Below are 26,735 nucleotides of genomic sequence, written 5' to 3' on the forward strand. Positions count from 1 at the left end.
AGTTCATCCGCCGCTTCCTGCTCCACGTCCTGCCTCGTGGGTTCCACCGCATCCGCCACTACGGCCTGCTCGCCGGCATCACCCGCAAGGCCAATCTCGCGCACGCACGCGAACTGCTCGCCGTCGCAGCATCTCCACCCGATGATAACAGGCCGGAAGAAGTGCTCGATACCCGTCCGCCGTGCCCGTGCTGCGGCGGCCACATGATCATCGTCGAGACCTTCGCCCGCTGGTCTCAGCCCAGGGCCCCACCGCAGCGCACGTCATCCGCCGGAATACATTCGCCGTGACCCGGCGCAGACGACATCCGCAACTCGCTACCAGCGCCGCAGCCACCGTGCTTCGGCCAACCGCCAATCCTGCGCCCGTGGCGGCAAACCCTGATCCAATCGCCTCATCCGACGACGACCCGACCAGAAAACACCACCACGCCGTGCACCAGCCTCGCGTCGCCGCCAGTCACCAGCCCGACAGCCGTACCAAGCGATACATCCAGCCCACCAGCCCAAAATCGAATTCCCCATAGGCCAGTGCTCGCTCACCGCGGGTTCCTTCCTCGGGGACTTTCGTACGCCTCACGGCGCCCGAAACTCTTCACGGGAGCGCACTGGCGGCTTTGGAGTGGAAAAACTAGGTAAGCTGCCATTGGTGGTCGGCAGTCGCACCAGGAGATGATGGCCCAAGCCGACGTGAAAAACGGGGGGGCACGATGCCTGCTGATGGCGGGTGCGTTCTTCCAGGGGACTTTCGTATGCTCTCGGCGTCCAAAATTTTCCAGGATTCCGGCTTGTCCGGCTTTGGGCATGACCTGCAGGATAGCGGACACAGGGGGTTAAGTAGAATTGACTCTGTCTGGGGTTTCCAAAGCGGGAGTCTTGGCAATTCCCGCGAGCGGTATCGGCGCAAAGATCACGAGGTTTCCCGCCAAGATGAACGGCACGCCAAGCAATGCACGCCACGTCCAGGCATAGCTTTCGAGTATGGAGGATAAAACGAGCGCAATGATCGGCGAAATAACCGTGACGTAGGCAGCGTGCGACGGGCCGATCCTGGCAACGAGTGACAGGTAGGCAAAGAAACCAACGATTGACCCGATAAGCACAAGGTAAGCCAGGCCACCCAAATAGGCCGCCGAGACGTGCGGCATGTATCTGTAGCCACCGATGAAGACCACCGAGGCTAGGATTAACGCGCCCCAGCTCATCCCGCGAGCGATTGCATTGGGCAGGTTGGTGCCATCGGCCGTTGCGCGGCGTGAGGCAAGATTTCCCAACGAAAACGAGCAGGTTCCCGCCATGGCCAACAGCACACCCCGGACGTAGTGGGTTCCACCCGGTGCCGTGACTTGGTCTGCGAAGAGTAGCCCCACTCCGGCGATACCTAATACTCCGCCTACCAGAACGCGCCACCCGGGGCGTATTTTATGGAAAAGCCACTGGTTCAGCACGTTGAAGACTGTCGCCATGCTGAAAATGACGGAAACCAACCCGCTCGGAATGTCGTGTTCCGCAGAATAGAAGAGGAGGAAGTTTCCCGAGAAGAGCGTCAGGCCCATCGCCGAGAACCAGAAGTGCTGCCTTGGGCGGACCCGCCTGACTTTCCGGGTCGCCAACAGGATTAACCACGTGCCCGCAGCCGCAAGCGCAAAACGCCAGAAGACCGAGACCACATCCGGCGTGAGACCGAGCTGAAGGTGAATCGCATACCAGGTGAGACCCCACGCGATCGAAACAATTAGGAACAGGAACACCTGCATATGGTCACAACTCCGGAAGCGATTGGCGTATCCCGATCATGGAGCGATCTTGCAGTCCTGTCTGTCAGGCTCGGCCTGCGGTTGTCAGATTCTTGCTGTTTTCTATCAGCCCCGCGTGAGACACTATTGCTGGCGCCGCCGCGCTCTGGTCCTTTGCGTCCAGGGAACGCATTCGCAATGCTCAATCTTGCCGGCCACTCAGTCTACGACCATCTCGCCAGCGCAGGCGTGCCGCTTCGCGCTGCCGCCACGTTCGGCGACGGCCTCGCTGGAGCATTGTGGGATCGGAATGAGGACGCGACGGCGCGATACGAAACGCCGAGCCATCACACGCTGAGCCTGTACGTTTCGGGTGGTCTCGCGTTCCGGCGGAGGCCTGGAGAGGCCGCTGTGCCCAGCTTCGGACCGGGGAGCCTCTGCCTCATGCCGCGGGGAGCTTCTTCCGAATGGGAGGTCAGTGGCCCAATCCGCATGCTGCACCTCTACATCTCGCGACAGGCATTCGACCGTGCCGTCGTTGCCACTATCGACGCCGATCCTGATCGAGTGCATCTTCTGGATGTTCCCTATTTCCAGGACCCGGTGATCGAATCGGTCATGCGTCAGGTCGTGTTACCTCTCGACTGGAACGAGCCGTCAGAGCGAGTGGCGATAAGCCATGCCGCACAGACGTTGCTTGCGTATCTCATCAGTCGTTTAACCGAACGCGGGCCTCGGGCGCTGGAAGCCCGGGGCGGACTTTCCCCAGCGGCGCTACGACGCGTATCCGAATTCATCGCAGCCCATCTGGCCGCTCCCCTTTCAGTCATGGATCTTGCGTCCTGTGCTGGGCTCAGTCCCCACCATTTCGCGCGGGCATTCCGCCGATCTACGGGCGAGAGTCCGCACGCGTTCGTGCTTCGCTGCCGGATCGAACGGGCAAAAGAAATTCTCTCGGGCGGCATGGCGGTGAGCGATGTGGCTGCACTTTGTGGCTTCAGCAGTCAGAGCCACTTCACAGCAAGATTTCGCCAGATGACCGGCGTGACGCCCGGGCAATTTGTGCGGGGAATATGAATGTCGGCAGAGTGGCGCCACTGACCGCCTGGTGTCCGCAATGCGCCCTCCAGAACTGGAAATGCTAATATTGGCTGCCTTAGGCAAGGCCGACCAGATGGGCCGGCGCCCGGAGTTGCCGACGCATCGACGCCTGCTGAGCTAGACGACGTCCTCTAAAGGCTGTGGTGATGCGCGGAGAGTAGCCGACGTCAGACGCTTCCCGTGCGTTCAATGACTAGCACGCGCGCTGCCCCAGTCGGTACGGCTCGGTGAGCTTCGCCTTCTTCCGCATAGAAAATGGAACCCGCAGTCAGCCTCAATACCCATTCTGCTCGGTCCTTTCCGACTTCCATGTCAACTATTCCGTCCAGCACGACAAATATTTCCGGCCCATCGTTGACATGCCAAATATAGGGCTTGTCGGTCCAATGCAGCCGCACGGTGACTCCATCCAATTCAGCAATTGCGATCGCATCCCAAGCCCGCTTACCCGTGAACGTATCTGCCTCGACGATGTTCATCTCCATCTCCTCCTGACGTCCGGGAGATGCTATAGCATCGTGATATGGACAAGATTGCGAATCGTCGTGATTGGCGACACTTCGAAAGTGCGCAATGAACCGATTGGGCAAGCGATTAGACGAGATTGATCGTAAAATCGTCGGCTTCCTGCGGCATGACGCACGCCGCTCGACAGCCTCAATCGCGCGAGCACTCAAACTCTCCCGGACGGCGGTTCAGGCTCGGATCGCCCGCTTGGAAAGCGACGGCATCATCCTGGGCTATTCGGCGGAGTTGGCACCCCATGTGGATGGCGGAATATCGGCCCTGATTACAATTTCGATCGCTGTTCGACCCTGCAGCCTTGTGGTGGATCAACTCCTGTCATGGCCGGTGGTCGAACGAGTTTATTCAATAGCAGGTGATCAGGATGCCGTTCTCGTCGCTTCAGTGGCATCTGCTGCGTCCTTGTCCGACCTGGCGGACAAGCTGCAGGCCCTTCCCGGCGTGCGCAAGGTTCAAACGACCGTAATTCTTTCCGAGCACAAAGCACAAACGTCAGCTCTGCCATAGCCATCGCCCAAAAAGCGAGATTGGTTCGAGCAACGTTCCTTTTACAGTGCCCTTCGTGGGCTTGCCGTTGCCAGCCCCAGATCTGCTGGGTGTCGGCCTCGTCGCTCAGCCGAACAGTGCGCGCAGATGATCATTCAGGAATACACCACCCGGATCCATCTGACGGCGGAGTGCGCGGAAATCTTCGGCCTTGGGGTAGAGGGCGGTGACGTCCTCGGCATCAAGGAAGTGCATCTTGCCCCAGTGTGGTCGCGAATTGTAGCGGCGTAAAATCGCGTCGACATCGCGCAGATAGTCCCAGTAATCGATCCCTGGCCCTCCGGAGACCGACAAAGTAACGCTGTCCTGCTGATGGAACGGGCTCATCCACGCCGGATCGCCCGCGGTGAAGCGAAACTCGATCGGGTAGATGCAGTTTGTGTGTTTGGTCAGCATCAGCTCGCGTACATCACGCAGGGCATCCTTCCCGTGTTCGGCCGGCACTGCGTATTCAAGTTCGTGGAAGTTCGGTACGTATTCGATCGGATAGATATCCGAGCTATAGGCGATGCGCTCGAACGCACCCTCCGTCGGCGGGGCCTCGGTAATGTCCATCACTTTCATCTCGCAGACATCGGCAGTCTTATTCGTGCTGGAAACTGCCGCGGTGTCAGGGAGGCAGTAGAGGTGGCGGCTTTCCGGCACCGGGCACCAGAAGAAGCCGAAATGGCGATGGGTGGCGGCGAGTTCATCGTAGCGCTCCATGCAAGTTTCGAAATCGTCGCGCCAGAGCCTTTCGTGCAGATTGTAGGCCGGCATCGCTTGCAGGGTGATTTCCGAAATCACTCCGAGCGTGCCGACCGCGACCCGCGATGCGTGCAGCATGCCCATGTCACGTTCATCTACGGTGAGGATAGCACCATCCGGCTGCACCAGCCGCATGGCGACAATCTGCGAGGCCATATTCGACAGACGTGCCCCAGTGCCGTGGGTGCCGGTGCAGAGCGCGCCGGCCACCGCTTGGGTGTCAATATCACCCTGGTTGACCAGCGACAGCCCGGCCGCCTTGAGCGCCCGACCCACCGCGCTGATCCGCGTGCCGGCGCTCACCGTGACGCGCTGGCGTTCGGTATCGATGGTTCGGATGCCAGTCATGCCGGCGAGGGTGAGCAGCAGCCCGCCGGTTGCGACGATAGGAGTGAAGGAATGACCCGAGCCAGCGCAGCGGATGTTCAAACCCTGCGCATGGGCTCGGGCCATCATTTCGGCCAGTTCGGCCTCGCTAGCGGGAGCCCCCTTATAGAGCGGCACACAGGATTGGTTGCCGACCCAGTTTCTCCAGAGACCACCTTTTTCGAACGCTGACATGAACACCTTCGCTCAGATCGAGGTAAAACAATTGTCGACGAACAGATGGGCGCCGCTAATGAAGCTCGCCTCAGGGCCAACAAGGAACAAGGCGGCTTGCGCGACCTCCTCCGGTCGGCACATCCGCCCTTGCTGCGCCGCGATCGCCGCCTCAGAAACATCGACGCCGATGCCGGAAAGCAGATCAAGTTCCCGTTCGCCATGAGCTGTTCGAATGAAACCGGGGCAAACCGCGTTGCAGCGGATGTTGCGGTCGCGATATTCCACCGCAATCGCGCGAGCGAACATGTGACAGGCACCCTTGGTGGTATCGTAGAGCACCTCGCCCGGCGTCGCCGCGACCGCCGAGATCGAGGAGGTGCAAACGATGCTACCCCCGCCCGCCGCGATCATCTGCGGCAGCACCGCACGGGTCATCAGGAACATGCTGCGCACGTTGATCGCCATCAGCCGGTCCCATTCTTCGGCCGTAGTGTCGAGAAACGGCTTAACGATCAGGGTACCGGCGTGGTTGAACAGCACGGTGATTGGCCCAAGAGCGTCGCTCACCGTGCCAACGGCGGCTGTAACTGCGGCTTCATCCGACACGTCGGCGGCGGCGAACACCGCTTCATGCCCCGCCTCGCGCAGTGTTGTGGCCAAGGCTTCGCCGTCGCTGCCTGGCAGATCGACGATGCCGATCTTCGCCCCTTCGCTGGCGAACAGCACCGATGCCGCCCGCCCGCAACCTCCTGCACCGCCACTGACGACCGCGATCTTACCAGCCAACCGCCCGCTCATAGCATCCACCCTTTCGTCAGTGTCGGCATGTTCAGTCTCCGCTCCCTTCCAGTGCTTGTTCTTCCAGCGTGATCAGCTGGGCACGCTCGGCGATCTGCTCGCGGCTGATCGGCGGTCCCTGAAAGCGTTTGCGCTCGAAGCCGAACCAGATAACGGTGGTCAGCGCCAGCACGCCAAGGGTTACGGTCAGCGCCTGATTGTTCGGTGGCTGCACACCGACATAGAGCAGCACGGCAGCACCGATGATTGCGAGCACTGCGAACACCGGATAGAGCGGCCCGACATCGAACGGCCCCATCTGCGTCCAGCTGCGCCGGTAGGCGATCAGTCCCGCGACTATTGGCAGTAGATAGGAAATATAGAGGAAGATCACGCAGACCGCCGCGATCGTGGTGTAGACCGGTGCATAGACCGTGAAGCCGATCGAGAGCAAAGAGACCACCCAAATCGCAATCATCGGTGTACGGAAACTGTGACTCACTTTGCGCAGATAGCGTGAACCTGGCAGCCCGCCGTCACGCGAAAAGGCAAAGACCATGCGACTTGCAGAGGTGACGGTAGCGAGACCGCAGAGGTACTGTGCAATCGCAATAGCGATATAAAGCGGCAACTTCAGCCCGACCGGGATCGCGTGATCCATGATCCAGAAAAACGCGTTACCGCCTTGTGCCGCGGCCTTGTCCATGTTCGGCACCGCAAGAATCACAGCCGAGAGCATGACCCAGCCGAATAAGCCGGACCAGACCACGGAATGGATCATGCCCCGCGGAATCGAGCGAGCGGCGTTAATGGTTTCCTCGGCAGTGTGTGCCGAAGCGTCGAATCCAGTAACGGTGTAAGCCGGCAATAGGAGGCCGAGCAGGAACAGATAGGTGAGGTTGCCGGTGTGCGGCCAGGTACCGCCGCCGGCCTTGCCGCTGTAGTTCGCGAAGGTCCAGAGTCGCGAAAGGTCGAGATGCGGCGCATAGGCGAGCAAGGCGACGGTGAGCGCAATAGCGCTGCCAAAAATCAGATAGCCAGAAAAATCGGTTAGTTTCGAGGTGAGCCTGATCCCGAGATGGTTGACTAATCCTTGGCTTAGCGTGATGCAGCCGACGATTATTGTCTGGGTCAGGATACTGTAGCCGGTCGGGATGCTGGGTGTGAGGGCGGCGGTGTCGATCCCCAGCGCCGGCGCGAGCGCCCCCAGCAAAAACAAATAAGTGCCGACATTGATGGCTGCAAGCACGGTGATCAGCCCGATCAGATTGAACCAGGCGGTTATCCAGCCAAGAAACCGACCGCCGAGCAGCGAACCCCAGTGATACAACCCACCCGCCGTCGGATAGGCCGAGCCGATCTGCCCCATCGCAATCGCGAAAAACAGCGAGAATAGGCAGGAGAGTGGCCAGCCGATACCTATCGAGGCGCCGCCCACGCTTGCAATACCTTGGCTGAACGAGTTGATGCCGCCGGAGACGATACAAATAATCGAGAAAGATATCGCGAAGTTTTGGAACGTCCGCATTCGGCGGGCAAGTTCTTGAGCATAACCCATTTGGTGCAGCGTCGCTGTATCTTGATCGAGTACGCGGATATCATCGGGTCGTTCGGACATGATCGGTCTCCCAAAATTCGATGAAGGCACCGGGTAAGCTGACGTGAGCACCCCTAAGCGCGCCTCGCTCCTGACGATCTTCCGCTCTTTGAGAGGCGGGTTATGATATGATGAATTTGTGACGTCGCCGGATAAAACTCGCTATATCCCGAAAGGGATACGAGGGCTGCAGGGATCTAGGAGTGACGGATGACCGGATATCCAGATGAACCGGCCGCTAATATGCCGGTGGCACGCGAAGCTGACACGATCGCAGCTGTAATTGGGCGAATCGGGACGCCAGATTTGCTGCTCACGCTTGATCAGGTGCTGAAATCTATCGCGGATTTCGATCTCTCCGTAGTCTTCGGCTATCCCTACGGCGAATGTCCGCGCCTGCTACACAATGGCTATGGTGCACACGCGACACACGAGGCGCTCGATGCCTACCTGCGCGGCGCCTATCTGCTTGATCCGTTCTATACCGCCAGCGTACACGGTCATTCACCCGGACTTTGGCGGATGCGCGAACTCGCACCAGATGATTTTTTCCAGTCGGATTTTTACGGTTCGTCCGAGGTCCACCCTTGTATTTCGCTCGAACCGGGGTCTTTGGTCGAGGAAATCGGATTTCTGGTGCCGCTGCCCTGTGGCTTCACCGCCGCCTATTCGCTGATGCGCAAAACGGGGCGGCCGCCATTCAACGAGGGCGAAATGAGCCGTCTGCGCGCGTTTGAACCTATAGTACGCGAGGCGCTGCGCAGCCATTGGCGGCAACTCGACAGCAGCGCTCCGGTAAGCCCACCCGGCGGCGGCCTGGAAGCGGCTTTCGCTCGATTCGCGCAGGATTATCTGACTTATCAACAGCGCCGGATCGTCCAGCTCATCCTGCGCGGCCACAGCACGCTCTCGATCAGCACAATTATTGGCAGCACCGAAGGCACCGTCAAAATTCATCGGAAAAATATCTATCGGCGGCTCGGAATTTCGAGCCAAAGTGAATTGTTTGGCTGTTTCATCAAGAGCTTATTCGGCGATGAGCGGTCATGTCCGGATTCCATTTCTGGGCGATCCGACTGCCCGCCGGCGACGAGTTTTCGGAGATGAGCGATCCGGCAAGTGGGGCTCCAAGTGCGTAGAGGATATCGGGTTGAGCGGACCAGGCGGTCGAGCCGGGTGACCATTGATGGTATCATCGGCCTCCAGCCCGTCGATCACCTTGCGGAGCTGGACGCCGTCGGTCCTGGCGTCGCGTCGCTAGCAGTTTCCTAGAAGACCTTCCCGCAGCCGGCGGCTTTCAGATGGGTGACCTGGGCGACCACGCTCTGCCCATCGGTGGAGACCCGGGCATACGCATAAATCATGCAGGAACTATGGATTGGCCGGCCCCCGATGAGTGGCCAGAGTTGAAGTTTGGCCGAACGCATTCAAGCGCCTGCCTGAATCGGAGTGGCGGCTGTGTGGCAAAGAGCGTGCGGCGGATACTTTACGGGAGGGCTGTATTCAGGAGCAAGTTAAGGTGGTTGCGGGGATATGAAACCACCGAGAGTTGATGCTCGTATGCTGCCGAGCACGACGAGAAACTCTCGTTGGCGATGGGCATGAGCGTCAAGGCCGGTGACAGGTCCTATGGTGCGCGTGGAGTGATGTACGTGAAGAGGGCCTGGTCTGCGGCCAGCACCGTGTTGAGCGGCTGATGCTCGAGAACGGCTTCCCGGCGCGCCCGAAGCGCCGCGCCTAGGCGAAGGACAAAGGCGGGCGCGCGATGATCCCGACAACATCCTTGATCGGGAGTTCTCCGCCGCCCGGCCAACCTAAAAATGGCAGGTTCGCTTCATTTATATTTGGGCCACCGCAGGATGACTGTACGTGGCCGTGGTTCATTGTCTCTTCTCCAGACGCATCATCGGCTGGTCGATGAAGACAGAGCGCGACGCTGCGCTGGTCATAGATGCGTTGAGGATGGCCGTCTGGCGCCGCGGCAATACTTCTTCATCCAGATCGGCTATGTCACCCTCATGGAGTTTAAGGCCCAGGCTATGCTAATTTATTGCCCATAAAATCGGCAGCAGCTCAGTCGGACTCGGTAGCCGCGCCGGACGTCCGGCGGAAGGGTAGTGTGATTTCATATGGACCGTTTCGTAATTCGGTAGAGGCAAAGAACGGGATCAACGCTCTTATTCGGAAGAAATTTGGCTTTGCCCGCACGACAAAAATGGGAATCGTCTGGCAGGAAGGCGATGCGTGCACCATGCTCCAGCCAGCGTTGCCCCATCCTAGCGGCTATTCAGAAATGATGGTGGAGGAGGTCGGTCACGCCCGGAAAACGCCGTCGATCGGCTCGATGGCCTGGTGGATACAACCGACACCGTGGTTGCCTATATGGCGCTCGAGGCCTTTACTACGGCGATTGCTGTTGTGGTGGGAGTGGTTGCGGATATCGCCGTCGGGGCGGGAGCCATATGCCTGATCACGTTTCTGGGCGTGGAGGCATTGGATGCGATTGCCTTTCTGGCTGCAGACGGGGCCATGACAATACCGGAAGCCAGAGATAGATTGACCGGCGGTAATCGTGCTGAACAGCCAGTCAAGAGTCATGCACTCTATAATCCCATCGAGACGTGGGGACCGGTGATTGCCCTGCCCGCAGTCGGCCGCGATATCTGGGAGTTGTTCAGATTGTCCGGGAAAATACGGCTTGTGAGCGATCTGCGGTCGCAGATGATCACGCATGGCAAAGCGGTGCTGCGCGAGATGCGGGCGACCGAAGCGTTCATTGGCGCCGAGGGCGATGCGGCACTTCGCGATTCCTATGCGTTTCTGAAAAGGAGCGTTCACGAAATGCGAGAGTCTCTGGTCGAGGTCGGGCGGGATTTCAACCGGCTGAGGCTGATGGGCGCGCCCGGTGACGGCCTGTCGCTGGTCAATGACGTGGTCAACTGGCACGACATAAAGGACGGTGTCATGGGCGATGTCGACGCGATTGGCATGTGGCTTTATTCGGGTACCGGGCGGATTGCCGCAGGTGTGGCGCCGCAGCTATCCACACCCTATGCGGCGGAACGGTTCAGCGGAGCTGACCGGATGCACGGCGATCCGAAGGTAAGGATACACAGCTCGGTACGGATCACCATGCATCTGATCGGCGGGACGCATGTCAGGTCGAAAAAGGCCGAACGATGAGAGATCCTCGGTCTGGCCCGGCTTCATCGTTCGGAGAGCGGCAGTGGGAGGCACGCTTGTTCGGAGGATATCTGTTCTTTGCCGTCGCGTGTTCCGCGTTCACGTTCATGACAGGATCGATTCTGATTTTTCGCGGCAGCATCCATTTTGACGGCGACCTTATGACCATCGGCTGTGTCAGCGGCGGTATTCTGGCCATGGTCTTCGCCTATTTCGGGGCGCTTCGAAAGCACATGATCGTAATTCCCATCCTGAAATGATGGACGATCATCACGCTGCCCCTTCAGATCATCGTGTTTCTGGTGGCGCTGGGAGCAATGTTTCATTACGGCTTCTATAATCCAGATCATCAGGAGTTCGACAGCGGTTTGGCCGCCTTCCTTTCGCTGATCGGTTTGTTTTTCGGGGTGTACGGAGTGGTCCGCGGGGCGCGGCATCGCTGGTTCGGGCATGTGCTTCAGCGGGATTATCTTCGGTGAGACGCCGCTTTGGGAGTTCGGTGGGGCCGATCGGACGTGAAGCAATCCGAAGGAGAGGATACACAGTACGACGCTGTACGTGGCGGTAGAGAAGTAGGCCACGTAGCGGCGGCATTTTGCGCTGCGTGGCGGTGTAAAAACTGGCCACCTGTAAGGTCGCCCTTTGCGGATGGGGCGGCCGGGAGTGTTTTCGGTGAAGTTTATACGGCAAAAGCTGATCTGCCCCGTTCTGATTGGTCCGGAAGAGATCATCGCAAGTTGCGCGAGGCTGAGATTGTTCTGGCGCAGGGCGGGACGGTTGCGGATGCGTGCCGTCGGATCGGCGTTACCGAGCAGAGCTATTATCGGTGGCGCAAGGAGTATGGCGGCCTCAAGATGGACCAGGCGCGTCGCATGAAGGAACTGGAGCGGGAGAACGCCCGGCTGAAGCGTCTGGTGGCCGATCTGTCGCTGGACAAGGCGATCCTGACGGAGGCGGCACGGGGAAACTTCTGAGCCCCGCGCGGCGCCGGCGCTGTATCGATCACATCAGAGGAACGATGTCTGTCTCCGAGCGGCGGGTGTGCCGCGTGCTCGGACAGCATCGATCGACGCAGCGCAAGGTGCCACGCGGGGCGGATGACGAGGCGGCCCTGACCGGGGACATCATCGCCCTGGCCCGGCAATATGGTCGTTACTTCTATCGGCGGGTGACGGCCTTGCTGCAAGATGCGGGATGGCATGTGAACCGCAAGCGGGTCGAGCGGATCTGGCGGCGCGAAGGTCTCAAGGTGCCGCAAAGGCAGCCGAAGTGCTCACGCCTCTGGCTCAATGACGGGTCATGTATCCGGCTGCGGCCTGAGTATCCCGGCCACGTATGGTCCTACGATTTTGTGGAAGGCGGGCCCACGATGGCCGCAAGTTCCGGATCCTGTCGATCATCGACGATGCCAGCCGGGAGTGCCTGGCCCTGCCGGTCGCGCGACGGCTCAGGAGTGAGGATGCGCTGGGCGCTCTGGCCGAGCTGTTCGTCACCAGGGGGCCACCCGCTCATATACGGTCGGATAATGGGCCCGAATTCATCGCCCGGGCTGTGCGGCAATGGCTCGGGAAGGCCAGTGTGAAGACGCTGTACATCACGCCAGGTTCGCCATGGGAAGACGGATACTGCGAATCCTTCAACGGCTCGCTGCGTGATGAGCTACTCAACGGGGAGATCTTCTACACACTGGTGAAAGCGAAGGTCCTGATCGAGGCTTGGCGGTGGCACTACAACATCGTCAGGCCGCACAGTTCGCTCGGATACCGGTCCCCAGCGCCAGAGGTGAAATTGCACTAACTTTCAACCCGGCCCACTCAGTGTAGCCGGTCATGCGCCCAGGTGGATCCGCACGCGCCGGCTTCGGTGGCGGCATCGTTCCGCTCGCGCCGGACATGGCGCGGATGCACCTGCTCGACGCCGAAAGCGGCCTCGTCGTGTAACCATCGCGCGCCCTTGCGGGCGCGCGTGGCTTGCGCTCGGCCTGTCCTGCGCCGCCTTACGCGGTCAGCACGCGCCCCCGCGTCTCCGGCAGGGCGAGAGCGGCGAGGAAGAACAGGGTATAGGCCGTAACCGCAAAGATCGCGATGGCGTTGCCATACCCAACCGATTTGGTGAGAAAGCCGATCAACGCCGGAAACAGCGCGCCGAGGCCGCGGCCGAAATTGTAGCAGAACCCCTGGCCCGAGCCGCGCAGGCGGGTCGGGAACAGCTCGGTCAGGAACGGGCCCATGCCCGAGAAATAGCCGCTGGCGAAGAAGCCGACGGGAAAGCCGAGGATCAGCATCGCATCGTTGGGGATGTCGATCTGGGTGTAGGTGATGATAGTGATGATCGCGCCCGCCGAGAAGATCAAGAACAGCATGCGCCGCCCCAGCCGGTCGGACAGCCATGCCCCCGTGAGGTAGCCGACGAAGCTGCCGAGAATCAGTACCGCGAGATAGGGCGTGCTGCCGACGATGCTCAGATGCCGATCCACCTTCAGGAAGGTCGGCATCCAGAAGGTGATGGCGTAGTAGCCGCCCTGCGCACCCGTGGAGAGCAGCGCGCCGAGAATAGTGACGAGAAGGGTTTCGCGCCCGAAGATCGCCAGCAGCCCGGGCGAGGCGTTCCGCCGCGCGGCGATGGCGATCGCCGGCTCGGCGACGTTGCGCCGTAGATAGAGTACCAGCAGCGCCGGCAACGCGCCGATCGCGAACATCACCCGCCAGGCAATCGCCGCGGGGGCCAGCGAAAACACGATCGCCTGCGACAGCACGGCAAGCCCCCAGCCCACCGCCCAGGCTGATTGCACCGACCCCACCGCGCGCCCGCGATAGGCCGGGCGGATGACCTCGCCCATCAGGATGGCGCCGGCCGCCCACTCGCCGCCGAAGCCGAAGCCGAGCAGGGTGCGGGTGATGACGAGTTGGTCGAAATTCTGCGCAAGGGCAGAGAGTAGACTGAAGGCGGAGAACCACAGGATGGTGATCTGCAGCACTCTCACCCGACCAATACGGTCGGACACGTAGCCGGCAATCCAGCCGCCGACGGCGGAGGCCAGCAGGGTCAGCGTCGCCGCCAGCCCGGCCGGGCCGGGCGCTACCGACCATTGATGCATGATCGTGCCGATCACCAGCGGGTAGATCATGAAATCCATCCCGTCGAGGCCCCAGCCGCCGGCGCAGGCGCGGAAGGTGCGCCACTCCGCCGGGTTCATCTCCTTGAAAAATGCGCCGAGCCCGCCGCGCGTCGCGGCTTCCTCCACGCTTGTCTCGCTCGCCATTGCCATTTCCCCCCTGTTGCTGGATTGTTGCGTTATCAGAATGTCGCGGCTGCCCGCGCCGCCTGGTTATAGATGCCGGACAGGGCGCGCAGAACCGTTGCTACCTCGTCGAGTGAAGCCTCGCCAGGCCCGGTCGCGGCGGCCGCCTCGACCAGCAGGCGCTCGCGGATCTCGCCGTAGCGGGCGCAGAGCGCGATGCCGGCGGCGCTGGCGCTCACGCGCTTTTCCTTGCCCGCGCGCTCGACCTCGATCAGCCCGGCCGCCGCCAGCTTGCGCAGCGCGTAGGTGACGAGATGCGTCTCCTCGATGTCAAGCACGAGCATGATGTCGGCGATCTGCTTCGGCCGGTTGCGATGGCGGACGGTGTGCAGGATCAGCACTTCGAGCGGCGAAAGCCCCGGCAGCCCGGCCGCCGCCATGCAGCGCACCATCCAGCGCTGATAGGCCATCGTCGCGAGGTTGAGGCCGAATTCCACCGCCGACAATCCGGGCGATCGCCCCGCCGCCAGATGCGCGGAAGACACCACGGGCTCTCCCGCCGCCTTGCTTGCGGGTTTCTGCGCCACGTTGCGTCCGGGTTTTGCCGCCAAGGCCGCCTCCTCGATTTTATTGCAGCCCGATATTGACAATTTGTCGATAAATCGTCAATAAAAATTTCAATGGCGCCATCGCTCGCTGCTTGCGCCAGGCAGGGGAGGAACCCGCATGCAGACCGGTCCGGCGACCGCTTCATCCGAACCCGCGTCCCGCTGGCGATTCTGGATCGACCGCGGCGGCACCTTCACCGACATCGTGGCGATCGCGCCGGACGGCGCGCGGCGGACGCTCAAGCTGCTGTCCGAAAACCGCGGCAGCTATGATGACGCGGCGATAGCCGGAATCCGCATCTGCCTTGGCCTCGGGCAGGACGATCCGATGCCGGTGGATGCGATCGAGGCGGTCAAGATGGGCACTACCGTCGCCACCAACGCGCTGCTCGAGCGCAAGGGCGCGCGGGTGCTGCTGCTGACCGATCGCGGCTTGGGCGATATGTTGCGGATCGGCACCCAGGCGCGGCCCGACCTCTTCGCGTTCGACATCCGGCTGCCGAGCATGCTCTACGAGCGCGTGGCCGAAATCGGCGGGCGCATCGACGCCGATGGCGCCGAGATCGAGACGCTCGACGAAGCGGCGGCGATCGCGGCCCTGACCGGCGCGCGGGCGGCGGGGATCGAGAGCGTCGCCATCGCGCGGATGCACGCGTGGCGCCATCCGGCGCATGAGCTGCGGCTGGCACAACTCGCCGCCGCTCTCGGCTTTCGCCAGATCTCCGCGAGCCATGCGGTCAGCCCGGTGCTCCGGCTGGTCTCGCGCGGCGACACCACGGTGGCGGATGCCTATCTCTCGCCCGTCCTGCGCCGCTATGTCGATCGTGTCGCCGCCGGCCTGCCGGGCGCGCGGCTGTTCTTCATGCAGTCGCATGGCGGCCTCGCCGAGGCGCACCACTTCACCGGCAAGGATGCGATCCTCTCCGGCCCGGCGGGCGGCATCGTCGGTGCCGTCCGCACCGCGCAGATGGCCGGGATAGACCGCATCATCGGGTTCGACATGGGTGGCACCTCCACCGATGTCGCGATTCATGACCGCGCCTACGAGCGAAGCCTCGAGACCGAAATCGCCGGCGTGCGACTGCGGGTGCCGATGCTGTCGATCAACACTGTCGCCGCCGGCGGCGGCTCGGTTCTCGGCTTCGATGGCGCCCGTCTGCGCGTCGGGCCCGACAGTGCCGGGGCGAATCCCGGCCCCGCCTGCTACCGGCTGGGCGGCCCGCTGACCGTGACCGACGCCAATCTCTTCCTCGGCAAGCTGGCGCCGCATCACTTCCCGAAGATTTTCGGCCCCACCCATGACGAGGCGCTGGATGCCGCGGTGGTGCAGCAGAAATTCACTGAGCTCGCCGCCGAAGTCGCCGCCGCAACCGGCACCGCGCAGACGCCGGAGCGCATCGCCGAGGGGTTCATCAGCATCGCCGTCGCGCATATGGCGCAGGCCATCAAGCAGATCTCGATCCAGAAGGGGCGCGACCCGGCGGCGTTCGCGCTCGCCTGTTTCGGCGGCGCCGGCGGTCAGCACGCCTGCCTCGTCGCCGAGGCGCTGGGCATGCGGACCATCCTGATCCACCCGCTCGCCGGCGTGCTATCGGCCTATGGCATGGGTCTGGCTGACCAGATCGTGCTGCGCGAGCAGGCGGTGGAACGCGAGCTGAGCGCCGATTCCGTGGCGTCGATCGAGGAGGTGGCCGCCGGCCTCGCCCGCGCCGCCGCCACCGCCCTGGCCGAGCAGGGGGTCGATCCCGGCGTCGTGCGGACGCTGCGCCGCGCCCAGCTGCGCTATGCCGGCACCGACACGCCCCTGCCGGTGACGCTGGACGATGCAACTGCCATGCGCGCCGCGTTCGAGGCCGCGCATCGCCGCCTGTTCGGCTTCGTCGCGGCGGACCGCGCGCTGATCGTCGAGAGCGTCGAGGTCGAGGCCGTGGCGCCGGGCGAGAAGGTGACAGAGCAGATGCTGCCCGCCCGCGCGTCCGGCCGGCCGGAGCCGATCGACCATATCCGCCTCTACAGCCGCGGCACTTGGCACGACGCCCCGGTATTCGACCGCGAGGCCCTGTTCGCCGGCGATACGGTGGACGGCCCGGCAATGCTACGCGAGGCCAACGCCACCACCATCGTCGAACCCGGCTGGCGCGCCGAAATCACCCCGCACAACCACCTGCTCATCACGCACCGCGCCGCAATCAGGACTGCCGCCAGCGCCGATGACGCCAGCCTCGATCCGGTGCGCCTCGAACTGTTCAACAACCTGTTCATGGCCGTCGCCGAGCAGGCCGGTGCGGTGCTGCGCAACACCGCAAGCAGCGTGAACATCAAGGAGAGGCTCGATTTCTCCTGCGCGCTGTTCGACGCCGAGGGCAATCTCGTGGCGAATGCGCCGCATGTCCCGGTGCATCTCGGCGCGATGGGCGAAAGCGTGCGGACCGTGCTGCGCCGCCGCGGCGCGGCTCTCAGGCCCGGCGATGCCATTGCGCTGAACAACCCGTTCGACGGCGGCACCCATCTGCCCGACATCACCGTCATTACCCCGATCTTCGACGATGCGGGCACCACGCTGCGCGGCTTTCTGGCGTCGCGCGGGCATCATGCCGATATCGGCGGCCGAACCCCGGGGTCGATGCCGCCCTTCGCCACCACGCTGGAAGAGGAAGGCGTGGTGATCGACGACATGAAGCTGGTCGATGCCGGCGTGTTCCAGGAAGAGGCGCTGCGCGCGGTGCTCTCCGGTGCCGCCTATCCGGCCCGCAACCCCGATGAATGCGTGGCCGATCTCAAGGCCCAGCTCGCCGCCAACGAAGCGGGCATCGCCGCGTTCCGGGCCATGGTCGACCAGTATGGCTGGCCCACCGTCGCCGCCTATATCGCGCATGTGATGAACAACGCCGAGGCCTCGGTCCGCCGCGCCATCGGCCGGCTGCGCGACGGCAGCTGGGACTACCGGATGGACGATGGCGCGCGGCTCATGGTCGCCATCAGGGTCGACCGCGCCGCCGGCACCGCCACCATCGATTTCACCGGCACCGCGCCGCAGCACAAGGGCAATTTCAACGCCCCGCCCGCCGTCACCCGCGCGGCCGTCCTCTACGTGTTCCGCTGCCTCGTCGACGATGAAATCCCGCTGAACGAAGGCTGCCTCCGGCCGCTCACCATCATCATCCCCGCCGGCAGTTTCCTCAACCCGGCACCCGGTGCGGCTGTGGTCGCCGGCAACACCGAGGTCAGCCAGGCGGTGACGGCGGCGCTGCTCGGCGCGCTCGGCGTCGTCGCGTCGGCGCAGGCGACGATGAACAACCTGCTCTTCGGCAACGCCCGCCACCAATATTACGAAACCATCTGCGGCGGCGCCGGCGCCGGGCCGGATTTCGACGGGTGCGACGCCGTCCATACCCACATGACCAACACGCGCATGACCGATCCCGAGGTGCTTGAACTCCGCTACCCGGTGCGCGTCGAAACCTTCGAGATCAGGCGCGGCTCCGGCGGCGCCGGGCGGCATCGCGGCGGCGATGGCGTGCGCCGCAGGCTGCGCTTTCTCGAACCGATGACCGTGACGATCCTCGCCTCGCGCCGCACCGTGCCGCCCTTCGGCATGGATGGCGGCGCTCCCGGCGCGGCCGGCCGGCAATGGGTCGAGCGCGCGGAGGTTGGGGGCGAGGTCAGGATCGAGGTCATGGGCGGCCGCGACCAGGCGACGATCGCCGCCGGCGATTCCGTCGTCATCGAAACCCCCGGCGGCGGCGGTTACGGAAACCCGTAGAGCCGGTGGGCGTTGGTGGTGAGGATGCGGTCCCGGACCGCGTCATCCGGCGCCCAGTCCGCCAGCAGGTCGAGCAGGTCGCCGACATTGGGCATATGCGCCCAGTTCGCGACATGGGGCCAGTCCGACCCCCACACGCACCGCTCGGGTGCTGCCCCGACCAGCGCGCGGGCAAGCTCAACGGTCCGCGCATAAGGCGGCCCGTCCAGCCGATAGGCACCCGAGAGTTTGACCCAGCCGCCATCGCGCACCAGGCCGAGCATGGTGTCGAAGCCCCGCCGCCCGGCATCCCCGGCAACCGAGAAATGGCCCATGTGGTCGATCACGAACGGCACGCGCAGGCGGCTCAGCCGGCCGGCGCGGTCGCCGAGCGCGCGAACATCGGTCAGGAACTGGAGGTGCCAGCCATGCTCGGCGCAGATCGCCTCGTAGCGGTCGAGCTGGTCGAACCCGACCCCGCCGCCGAACAGCGTGTTGATCCGCAGCCCCACGACGCCTGCCTCCGCCATCGCCCGCCATGCCTGCGCCGGCAGGTCGGGCGGGCTTACCGCAATGCCCCGCAAGCGGGCGCGATGCGCCGCCACGGTCTCCAGCATCAGCCGGTTGTCGGTGCCATGCACGCTGACCTGCACCAGCACGCCATGGGTCATGCCGGTGGCGTCGAGCATCGCGAGATAGGCCTCCGGCGTCGCCGGCGGCGGGGTGTAGCTCCGTTCGGCGACATAGGGGTGTTGCGGCGGCGCGCCGATGACATGCGCATGCGTATCGACCGCGCCATGCGGCACACTGAACCGCGCGGGACCGTGCGGGGAGGGGGCGGGGCGGGGGCAGAGAGGGCCTGGTTCGTCCATGGATGAACCCTCGCTTGCGCCCCGGGGCGCGTCAAGCGGCATTGTCACGTTAACCCCGGTCGGGCAGCAGAGCTCCGCAGTGGATGGAGATGCACAGGTGATGTCACACGTGTCCTGCCGCCAGATATCGAAGGCCTGAGAGCGGAGAGCACGGTATGCCGTGGCGGTCATGAGGTGACGCCGCGGATGGAAGTGGCAGTGGATGAACGCGTGCGCAGAATGAAAGTTTTGCGCTTGATCCGGTACTTTGAACCGCTGCATCTGCCGCTCTCGTCGTCGCGTCGGTCGATGTGAATTCTCGGCGCGGTTGTTGAGATACCGGCTTTGCCGGTGCTCTACATTGGGAAGCAGTGACCGGCGCGCCACGCCGTAGCTCTTCAGTTGTCGGTGACGATCACCCTCGGCACGTACTGCAACCCCTTCAGCAACTTTTTGAAGAAGCGCTTGGCAGCGCGGGCGTCCCGCCGCAGCTGAACGAGGATGTCAGCACGACACCATCATGATCGACGGGACGCCACACGTAATGCTGAACGCCTTGGATCCGGATAAAGATCTTATCCATATGCCACTTGTCGCTCGGACGAGGTCGCCGTCGGCGCATAGCGTGAGCGAAGCTGGCGCCAAACTTCTGACACCAACGCCGCACGGTCTCATACGAGACCGTGACGCCACGCTCAGCCAGAAGCAGCTCAACATCCAGCACAGGCTGAGGCTGAACACATGATAGAGCCAGACGGCATGGTTGATGACCTCAGCCGGGAACCGGTGGCGGTAATGAGGATCGGATGACCGCTTCATGTCCCCAGTCTTCCCCGCCTCAGGCTCCGCCGCCAGAGCCAGGCACGATTACCGTGACAATGCCCTGCGAACACCTACCCGGAATCACGTATGGCCCAACCATTCAACTTTCAATCAAAAACGTTCCGATTTCATTCCGAAATAGCCTCTGACTCTATAATTTGCCAAGTCGTGTTTTTCGGCTTGTCCATGAAATTTGCACATGGATTTTAGTTCCGCCTCCGTTGGGTTCATGCGAGATCCATCCCGCATTGCTCCCGCGCGATATCGACGAAGCGCTGCACCCGGTGCGATGCCGTCTGTGGCTTGACCGCGAGCAGCAGTTCGCTCGCCGCCCCCGGTTCGCCGAGCTTGCGGCTTGCCACGTCGGAAATGCCGATGCGCACGTAGCATTCCGGCAGGATCGCGATGCCGATCCCGGCGGCGACCAGCCCGAGCACCGAGCCGAGTTCCCGCGCGTGCTGCACTACACGCGGCGCGAACCCGGCCTCGCTGCACAGCGTCATGAAATGGTCGTACATGCCGCAGCCGATATCGGGCGCAACACTGACGAATGTCTCGCTTCCCAGCCGAGCGAGTTCAAGCGGCCCGTCCGCCCCGGCGAGCCGGTGCCCCGCCGGCAGGAACACAGCGAGTTCGTCGCGCCAGATCCGGTGCGCGACCAGCCCCGGCCCGGCCTGGAAGTAATAGGGCGGCCGCAGGATGCCGATGTCCAGCTCCTCGTCGAGCAGCGCCTGGAGTTGCTGAGCGGTCGACATGTGCCGCAATTCGATCCCGATCTCCGGATAGCGGTCGCGGAAGGCGCGCATCAGCCGGGGGAACATGTCCAGCATCGGCACCGAGCCGGTGAAACCGAGCCGGATCAGCCCGGCCTCGCCCTTCGCCGACAGCGCCACCACCTCCGCCGCGCGCCGTAGTTCGCCTAGCGCCTTACGCGCGGAATCCAGCAGAAGCACCCCGGCATGGGTGATCTCTACCCGCCGCCGCGTCCGGTTGAACAGGGTCGCGCCGAGTTCCTCCTCCAGTGCCTTGATCTGCATGCTGAGCGGCGGCTGGCTGACATTCAGCCGTTCCGCGGCGCGGCTGAAGCTCAGCTCCTCGGCGACCGCGACGAAATAGCGGAGCTGGCGAAGTTCCATGACTTATATTCTTTCCTGATAAGTCGGCGGTCAAGATCGTATTGGACTTTATAAGTCGCATCGCGTCGTATGCCCCAAAATGGGGAGAACGACAGCATGCTGGGATTCAGGATCAATCGCCGCGAACGCCGTGTGCCGGCCAACCTGGTGGCACGGTTCCACGACCTGCCGACCGCGAACGTGAGCGACGTGATGGCCCGCATGGCCGGCGGCGGCGCGCGGCTGCGGCCGATGCATGGCGGCGGCGTCCTCGCCGGCCCGGCGCTCACGGTCAAGACGCGCCCAGGCGACAATCTCATGGTCCATAAGGCGATCGACATCGCCCTGCCGGGCGACGTCATCGTCGTCGATGCCGGCGGCGACCTCACCACCGCGATCATCGGCGAGATCATGGCGAGCCACGCCGCTGCGCGCGGCGTCGCCGGCATCGTGATCAACGGCGTGATCCGCGACTCCGCGGCCCTGCGCGCCGGCCGCTTCCCGGTCTTCGCCGCCGGCGTTGCCCATCGCGGCCCCTACAAGGACGGGCCGGGCGAGATCAACGTCGCCATCGCCCTCGACGGCATGGTCATCGAACCCGGCGATCTCGTGCTCGGCGACGATGACGGCCTGGTCGCCGTGCCCTTCGATCATGCCGAGGCGGTCTGCGCCGCCGCTGCCGCCAAGCAGGCGGCCGAGGACAAGATCCTCGCCGCCATCCGTGCCGGCCACGGCCAGGACCGCTCCTGGGTCGACGAAACCCTCAAACGCCTCGGCTGCGCGTTCGACGCCAGCTGACAAACCATCACAATCAGGAGGAAACGATGTCATCGAGCGAAGATCTCGAGACGGCGACCATGCGTCGCGTCTACTGGCGGCTGATCCCGCTGCTGTTCACGGGCATGTTCCTGAACTATCTCGACCGCATCAATATCGGCTTCGCCGCGCTGCGGATGAACCATGATCTCGGCCTGACCCCCTCGGTCTTCGGCTTCGGCGCCAGCGTGTTCTTTCTCGGCTACATGCTGCTCGGCGTGCCGAGCAACCTGATGCTCGACCGCATCGGCGCACGGGTCTGGATTCCCGTGATCCTGGTCTTCTGGGGCGTGGTGGCGACGCTGACGGCCTTCGTCCAGGGCGCCACCAGTTTCGATGCGGTGCGCTTCCTGCTCGGCGTCGCTGAGGCCGGCGCGCTGCCGGGCTTCGCACTCTATGTCACCCAATGGTTCCCGGCGTCCTACCGCGCCCGCGCCATCGCCGGCTACATCATCGCCGGCCAGGCCGCGGCCATCTTCGGCAGTCCGCTGGCCGCCTTCCTGATCACGATGACCGATCGCGGTTTCGGCCTGCACGGCTGGCAGTGGATGTTCATCATCGAGGGCCTGCCGACGATCCTGCTCGGCCTAGCCTTCCTTTTCCTGCTCACCGAGCGTCCGGCCGATGCGCGCTGGCTCGCCCCCGAGCAGCGCGAGTGGCTCCAGCGCAAGCTCGACGAGGAGCGCGCCGCCGCCGAGCGTGTCCGCCGCTTCCGCCTCGCGGATGTCGTCACCGACGGCCGGATCTGGTCGCTCTCGATCCTGTTCGGCTGTGCGCTGGTCGGCATCTACGGCCTGCTCATCTGGCTGCCGCAGATCATCAACGCGATGGGCCACATGAGCCTGTTCGAGGTCGGCCTGCTCGCCGCCATCCCGCCGGCGCTCGGCGTCGTCGGCCAGATCGCCGTCAGCCGCAGTTCCGACCGCACCGGCGACCGCAAGGTGCATCTCGGCGCCGTCTACGTGCTCGGCGCCGTCGCGCTCGCCCTCAGCGCCGTCTGCCCCAACGCGATCCTCGCCTACGTGCTGCTCTGCGTCGCCGGCTTCGGCATTTTCGCCGGCAACCCGCTGTTCTGGAGCATGGCCACGGCGATGATGACCGGCACCGCCGGCGCCGCCGCCATTGCCTTCATCAACAGCGTCGCCCAGTTCGGCGGCCTGATCGGGCCGTGGATGATCGGCTGGGTGAAGGGCACGACCGGCAGTTTCGAGATCGCCCTGCTGGCGCTCGCCGCCTTCCTGATCATCGCCGCGCTCATCGCCTTCGCGATGCGGGTCGCCCCGCGCCCCGCGGCGGCGGCGAGCGAAGCCTGACCACCAGCGAAAGGATCCGCCCCGCCATGATCATCGATTGTCACGGCCACTACACCACGTCCCCTCCGGCGCACGAGGAATGGCGACGCCGGCAGGTGGCGGCGGGGCCGGGCGCGCCCCCTGGCCCGGCCCCGCGCATCTCCGACGACGAGATCCGCGACACCATCATCGGCGGCCAACTTCGCGTGCAGAACGCGCGCGGCGTCGACATGACGATCTTCTCGCCGCGCGCCGCCAGCATGGCGCACCACGATGCCGACGCCGTCGGCAACGCCGCCTGGGCGGATCTGTGCAACACGCTGATCCACCGCGTCTGCCGCCTGTTCCCGCGCAACTTCGTTGGTGTCTGCCAGCTTCCGCAGGCGCCGGGCGTCTCGCCGGCGAATTGTGTCGCCGAGCTCGAGCGCTGCGTCACCGAATACGGGTTCGTCGGCTGCAACCTCAACCCCGACCCCTCCGGCGGCTACTGGACCGACCCGCCGCTGACCGACCGCTGGTGGTATCCGCTCTACGAGAAGATGGTCGAGCTCAACGTGCCGGCGATGGTGCATGTCAGCTCGTCCTGCAACCCGAACTTCCACGCCACCGGCGCGCACTACATCAACGGCGACACGTCGGCCTTCATGCAGTTCCTCACCTCCGACCTGTTCCGCGATTTCCCGACGCTGAAATTCGTCATCCCGCATGGCGGCGGCGCAGTGCCCTATCACTGGGGCCGCTATCGCGGCCTCGCGCAGGACATGGACCTCCCGCCGCTGCCCGAGCTGCTGCTCGGCAACGTCTTCTTCGACACCTGCGTCTACCATCAGCCCGGCACCGAGCTGCTGGCGCGCGTCATCCCGGTCGACAACATTCTCTTCGCCTCGGAAACCCTCGGCGCCGTCCGCGGCGTCGATCCCGAGACTGGCCACCCTTTCGATGACACCCGCCGCTACATCGAGGCCGTGCCCTGGCTCACCGCGTCCGACCGCCAGCAGATCTATGAGGGCAACGCCCGCCGGGTCTATGCTCGTCTCTCGGCGCAGATCGAGCGTCAGGCCGCCGCATGAGCGCCGGCGCGGAAAGGGAAGGGGAAACAATGGGTTCTATGCCGGTCCGCGTCGCGGTCCTCGACGACTGGCAAGGCCTCGCCCGCGAGGCGGCCGACTGGGCGGCGCTCGAGTGTCGCGCCGAGGTGGTGTTCTTCTCCGCCCCCTTCGCCAGCGAGGACGACGCCGCCAGTCAACTCGCGGGCTTCGACGTGCTGATGATCATGCGCGAGCGCACGGCCTTCCCGGCCAGCCTGATCGCGCGCCTGCCGCGCCTGAAGCTCTTCGCCATGACCGGCCGGCGAGGCGCCACGCTTGACCTTGCCGAGCTCGCCCGCCGCGGCATCACGATCTGCTATGCTGACGGCGCCGATTCCGGCGAGGCGACCGCCGAACTCGCGCTCGGCCTGATCATCGCCGCCGCCCGCTCGCTCCCGGCGGGCGACGCGGCAATCCGCGTCGGCGGCTTCCAGGCGGGCGTGCCGGCCGGATTCCAGCTTGCCGGCAAGACGCTGGGAATCATCGGCCTCGGCCGCCTCGGCGCGCGCCTCGCCCGCTACGCCGTCGCCCTCGACATGAAGATTCTCGCCTGGAGCCAGAACCTGACCGACGAGGCCGCCGCCGCCGCCGGCGCCATCCGGGTCGGGAAACAAGAATTGCTCGCCGCCGCCGACGTGGTCAGCCTCCACCTCGTCCTCTCCGCGCGCACCCGCGGCATCATCGGCGCCGCCGAACTGGCCGCGATGAAGCCGGGAGCGCTGCTGGTCAACACCGCGCGCGGCCCGCTGGTCGACGAGGCAGCGCTGGTCGCCGCCCTGTCCACCGGCCGCATTCGAGCCGCCCTCGATGTCTATGACAGCGAGCCGCTGCCCCAAGGCCATCCGCTCCGCGCCTGTCCACATGTCGTGCTCTCGCCGCATCTCGGCTACGGCACGATGGAGACGTTCCGTGCCTTCTACCGCCAGGGGATCGAGAACGTCCTCGCCTTCCTCGACGGCGTGCCGGTCCGCCGGCTCGACCCTATCGCCTAGATTTTGGGTCGGAAGACCCGTCAGCATCGCATGTGCCAAGATGAGGTCTCGAAACAAAGTCGGCGGATGGGGGAAAGATCGTCCAATGCCTGAAAGCGCATTTCCATTGATGCGTCGAAGAACGTCTTTACGATCCATGGTGTCGACGATGCGGAACGTTCAGAACCACAGCTAGAGCGCGTCTGTTGATCGATGAATCGAATGTGAAGTGACTTGGGCTGGTTTGGCTGATTCAACATCCACTTTGAGTGAGGTGGATGATGGCGAGAGTACTGAGTGATGATCTGCGGCCCCGGGTCCTGAAGGCTTCGGCGGAAGGGATGTCGGCGCGGCAGGTGGCGGTGCGGTTTAGGTTCTGAACTCAACTGATCCGTGAGGTGACGGCGAGAACGAGACAGATACCCGCGAGGACGTTTCGTGCGGTTTTGCCGTAGCGTGTGGCGATGGCACGCCAGTCCTTGAGGCTGCAGAAGACGCGCTCGATGAGATTGCGCTTTCTGTAGGCGACGGGGTCGAAGGCCAGTATGGCGCGGCGGTTGGGCATCGGCGAGATCACTGGCCTGGTGCCTTGGGGGTGAGGAAGGCGCGGAGGTCATCGGCGTCGTAGGCTTTGGCGGCGATCGGGTCTTCTGGCGGCGGCATGGTGGGCAGAAGGGCTCGGGTGCCGCTGATGTCGGATGCCTGTCCTGGCGTCAGGAGGACGGCGGCGATGCGCCCCTGCTCATCCGCGACGGCGTGGATCTTGGTCGTCCGTCCACCCCTAGACGAGGCCCGCACTCCGCTAATCTATGCCGAAATCTACGCCAAATGTTCTAACGACAGACAAGCTGATGAGATCGTAGCTCTCCAGATTGTTGGGTGCCTGTGAGGTGCCGCGACGGGCGAGATCGTTCGGCGCCACGCAGGTTACCCAAGGAAACTCGCACAAGACCTGGGCGCGGTTGCCCGGAATGCCATCCAGCGGACCGGTGCGGATCGTAAGATCAATTGCCTCATCCGCGAGATCGGCCATACGGTCGCTTCCGCGCAAATTGCGTTCGGTCTGCTGCAATTGGTCTCGGGCGTGTTGCAGGAGCGGCACCAGGCAGGTCGTGAGGATAGACGTCGGCGCCGTGATGCGTACTCGGCCTGCGACGCAATCCCTCGACGCAACACTGATTGCAGCATCGGCCTTCTCTATCCCTCGCATGACTTCCCGCGCCAGTGGCAGCAGGCGCTCGCCATCCTCGGTGAGTGAGACGGCATGGGTGGAACGGTTAAGCAGCCGTATTGTCCATGCTTGTTCAAGCCTGCTGATCGTCTTGGGCACGCCGGGGTCGTCATGCCGAGGCAACGCCCGGCCGCTGCGAAGGACCCCGCCTCAGCGACGGCCAGGAAGCATGTCAGCTGGGTCATTGTCAGGGTGACGATGTGG

At 63.9% G+C, this 26,735-nt stretch carries 23 protein-coding genes and 4 pseudogenes; 12 read left to right on the plus strand and 15 right to left on the minus strand.

All coding sequences use genetic code 11. From position 1 onward, the window contains the following. Window positions 1-290 (plus strand): transposase (locus tag RT91_RS20420; protein ID WP_205408957.1); only part of this gene is annotated, 290 nt, incomplete at its 5' end. Window positions 291-832: 542 nt separating this feature from the next. Here the strand turns inward: RT91_RS20420 and RT91_RS07435 are convergent. Continuing rightward, window positions 833-1,756, minus strand: a complete 924-nt coding sequence (locus RT91_RS07435; protein WP_035186520.1) for a DMT family transporter — start codon at window positions 1,754-1,756, stop codon at window positions 833-835. A 177-nt stretch (window positions 1,757-1,933) separates the two neighbouring features. Here RT91_RS07435 and RT91_RS20425 point away from each other — a divergent pair, with 177 nt between their 5' ends. Beyond that, the gene (locus tag RT91_RS20425) at window positions 1,934-2,812 is read left to right on the plus strand and encodes an AraC family transcriptional regulator (protein ID WP_035186522.1); all 879 of its coding nucleotides are present in this window, start codon (window positions 1,934-1,936) and stop codon (window positions 2,810-2,812) included. A 191-nt stretch (window positions 2,813-3,003) separates the two neighbouring features. Here RT91_RS20425 and RT91_RS07440 read toward each other — a convergent pair whose 3' ends face one another. After that, a complete protein-coding gene (locus RT91_RS07440; protein ID WP_013640341.1) occupies window positions 3,004-3,315 on the minus strand; it encodes a cupin domain-containing protein in 312 nt (103 codons plus the stop codon). A 94-nt stretch (window positions 3,316-3,409) separates the two neighbouring features. Between RT91_RS07440 and RT91_RS20430 the strand changes: the two genes are divergently transcribed. Beyond that, complete coding sequence (locus RT91_RS20430; protein WP_013640340.1) at window positions 3,410-3,868, plus strand: Lrp/AsnC family transcriptional regulator; 459 nt, start codon at window positions 3,410-3,412, stop codon at window positions 3,866-3,868. A gap of 105 nt (window positions 3,869-3,973) precedes the next feature. Here the strand turns inward: RT91_RS20430 and RT91_RS07445 are convergent, their stop codons facing one another. The 3 genes from RT91_RS07445 to RT91_RS07455 are packed head-to-tail and all read right to left on the minus strand — an operon-like array spanning window position 3,974 to window position 7,592. Beyond that, window positions 3,974-5,215, minus strand: coding sequence for a D-arabinono-1,4-lactone oxidase (locus tag RT91_RS07445; protein ID WP_035186523.1), 1,242 nt, complete (start codon window positions 5,213-5,215; stop codon window positions 3,974-3,976). 12 nt (window positions 5,216-5,227) lie between these two features. Next, complete coding sequence (locus RT91_RS07450; protein ID WP_240314230.1) at window positions 5,228-5,983, minus strand: SDR family NAD(P)-dependent oxidoreductase; 756 nt, start codon at window positions 5,981-5,983, stop codon at window positions 5,228-5,230. 43 nt (window positions 5,984-6,026) lie between these two features. Beyond that, window positions 6,027-7,592 (minus strand): APC family permease, encoded by a 1,566-nt coding sequence (locus RT91_RS07455; RefSeq protein WP_035186525.1) that lies wholly within the window; start codon window positions 7,590-7,592, stop codon window positions 6,027-6,029. 189 nt (window positions 7,593-7,781) lie between these two features. Between RT91_RS07455 and RT91_RS07460 the strand changes: the two genes are divergently transcribed. The 3 genes and pseudogenes from RT91_RS07460 (at window position 7,782) to RT91_RS07465 (ending at window position 10,754) form a co-directional block, all read left to right on the plus strand. Continuing rightward, the gene (locus RT91_RS07460) at window positions 7,782-8,678 is read left to right on the plus strand and encodes a LuxR family transcriptional regulator (protein ID WP_035186527.1); all 897 of its coding nucleotides are present in this window, start codon (window positions 7,782-7,784) and stop codon (window positions 8,676-8,678) included. Between the two features lie 756 nt (window positions 8,679-9,434). Beyond that, window positions 9,435-9,551 (plus strand): annotated as a pseudogene (locus RT91_RS22505) (IS3 family transposase); the annotation flags it as partial. 372 nt (window positions 9,552-9,923) lie between these two features. Further along, a complete protein-coding gene (locus tag RT91_RS07465; protein WP_055726013.1) occupies window positions 9,924-10,754 on the plus strand; it encodes a hypothetical protein in 831 nt (276 codons plus the stop codon). Window positions 10,755-10,777: 23 nt separating this feature from the next. Here RT91_RS07465 and RT91_RS21415 read toward each other — a convergent pair whose 3' ends face one another. Continuing rightward, entirely contained in the window at window positions 10,778-11,206 is a 429-nt protein-coding gene (locus RT91_RS21415; RefSeq protein WP_160321849.1) for a hypothetical protein, read from the minus strand. A gap of 244 nt (window positions 11,207-11,450) precedes the next feature. Here RT91_RS21415 and RT91_RS20440 point away from each other — a divergent pair. Continuing rightward, window positions 11,451-12,551, plus strand: a pseudogene (locus tag RT91_RS20440) (IS3 family transposase). A gap of 199 nt (window positions 12,552-12,750) precedes the next feature. On the opposite strand, the gene RT91_RS07485 reads toward RT91_RS20440, so the two are convergent. Next, entirely contained in the window at window positions 12,751-14,016 is a 1,266-nt protein-coding gene (locus RT91_RS07485) for an MFS transporter (protein ID WP_013640329.1), read from the minus strand. A 35-nt stretch (window positions 14,017-14,051) separates the two neighbouring features. Further along, the gene (locus RT91_RS07490; RefSeq protein WP_240314231.1) at window positions 14,052-14,606 is read right to left on the minus strand and encodes a winged helix DNA-binding protein; all 555 of its coding nucleotides are present in this window, start codon (window positions 14,604-14,606) and stop codon (window positions 14,052-14,054) included. 115 nt (window positions 14,607-14,721) lie between these two features. Here RT91_RS07490 and RT91_RS07495 point away from each other — a divergent pair, with 115 nt between their 5' ends. Further along, the gene (locus tag RT91_RS07495) at window positions 14,722-18,366 is read left to right on the plus strand and encodes a hydantoinase B/oxoprolinase family protein (RefSeq protein WP_035186533.1); all 3,645 of its coding nucleotides are present in this window, start codon (window positions 14,722-14,724) and stop codon (window positions 18,364-18,366) included. Here the strand turns inward: RT91_RS07495 and RT91_RS07500 are convergent. From RT91_RS07500 to RT91_RS07510, 3 genes and pseudogenes are all read right to left on the minus strand, one after another. Further along, on the minus strand, window positions 18,351-19,217 hold the full coding sequence (locus tag RT91_RS07500) for an amidohydrolase (RefSeq protein WP_035186534.1): 867 nt from the start codon (window positions 19,215-19,217) through the stop codon (window positions 18,351-18,353). The genes RT91_RS07495 and RT91_RS07500 overlap by 16 nt on opposite strands. Before the next feature lie 120 nt (window positions 19,218-19,337). After that, window positions 19,338-20,015, minus strand: a pseudogene (locus RT91_RS20445) (IS6 family transposase); the annotation flags it as partial. A gap of 230 nt (window positions 20,016-20,245) precedes the next feature. Continuing rightward, window positions 20,246-21,154 (minus strand): LysR family transcriptional regulator, encoded by a 909-nt coding sequence (locus RT91_RS07510; RefSeq protein ID WP_007421410.1) that lies wholly within the window; start codon window positions 21,152-21,154, stop codon window positions 20,246-20,248. Between the two features lie 96 nt (window positions 21,155-21,250). On the opposite strand from RT91_RS07510, the gene RT91_RS07515 reads away from it, so the two are divergent. Genes RT91_RS07515 through RT91_RS07530 form a run of 4 tightly spaced genes read left to right on the plus strand, consistent with a single transcriptional unit; the run spans window position 21,251 to window position 25,321 of the window. After that, entirely contained in the window at window positions 21,251-21,931 is a 681-nt protein-coding gene (locus tag RT91_RS07515) for an RraA family protein (RefSeq protein ID WP_007421409.1), read from the plus strand. Between the two features lie 26 nt (window positions 21,932-21,957). Then, window positions 21,958-23,262 (plus strand): MFS transporter, encoded by a 1,305-nt coding sequence (locus RT91_RS07520; protein WP_007421408.1) that lies wholly within the window; start codon window positions 21,958-21,960, stop codon window positions 23,260-23,262. Between the two features lie 26 nt (window positions 23,263-23,288). After that, entirely contained in the window at window positions 23,289-24,311 is a 1,023-nt protein-coding gene (locus RT91_RS07525) for an amidohydrolase family protein (protein WP_035186537.1), read from the plus strand. Window positions 24,312-24,340: 29 nt separating this feature from the next. Further along, window positions 24,341-25,321 carry a D-2-hydroxyacid dehydrogenase family protein gene (locus tag RT91_RS07530; RefSeq protein ID WP_343205817.1) on the plus strand — a complete coding sequence of 327 codons (981 nt, stop codon included), beginning with the start codon at window positions 24,341-24,343 and terminating at the stop codon, window positions 25,319-25,321. A gap of 361 nt (window positions 25,322-25,682) precedes the next feature. Here RT91_RS07530 and RT91_RS07535 read toward each other — a convergent pair whose 3' ends face one another. The 4 genes and pseudogenes from RT91_RS07535 to RT91_RS23015 form a co-directional block, all read right to left on the minus strand. Next, window positions 25,683-25,865, minus strand: coding sequence for a transposase (locus tag RT91_RS07535; RefSeq protein ID WP_152982805.1), 183 nt, complete (start codon window positions 25,863-25,865; stop codon window positions 25,683-25,685). Between the two features lie 8 nt (window positions 25,866-25,873). Further along, complete coding sequence (locus RT91_RS07540; protein ID WP_007421404.1) at window positions 25,874-26,098, minus strand: transposase; 225 nt, start codon at window positions 26,096-26,098, stop codon at window positions 25,874-25,876. Between the two features lie 4 nt (window positions 26,099-26,102). Beyond that, window positions 26,103-26,630, minus strand: a complete 528-nt coding sequence (locus RT91_RS07545) for a LysR family transcriptional regulator (RefSeq protein WP_240314232.1) — start codon at window positions 26,628-26,630, stop codon at window positions 26,103-26,105. Window positions 26,631-26,662: 32 nt separating this feature from the next. Beyond that, a pseudogene (locus tag RT91_RS23015) lies at window positions 26,663-26,716 on the minus strand (hypothetical protein); the annotation flags it as partial. Window positions 26,717-26,735 lie beyond the last annotated feature (19 nt).

The organism is Acidiphilium sp. JA12-A1, assembly GCF_000724705.2.
GTDB lineage: Bacteria > Pseudomonadota > Alphaproteobacteria > Acetobacterales > Acetobacteraceae > Acidiphilium > Acidiphilium multivorum.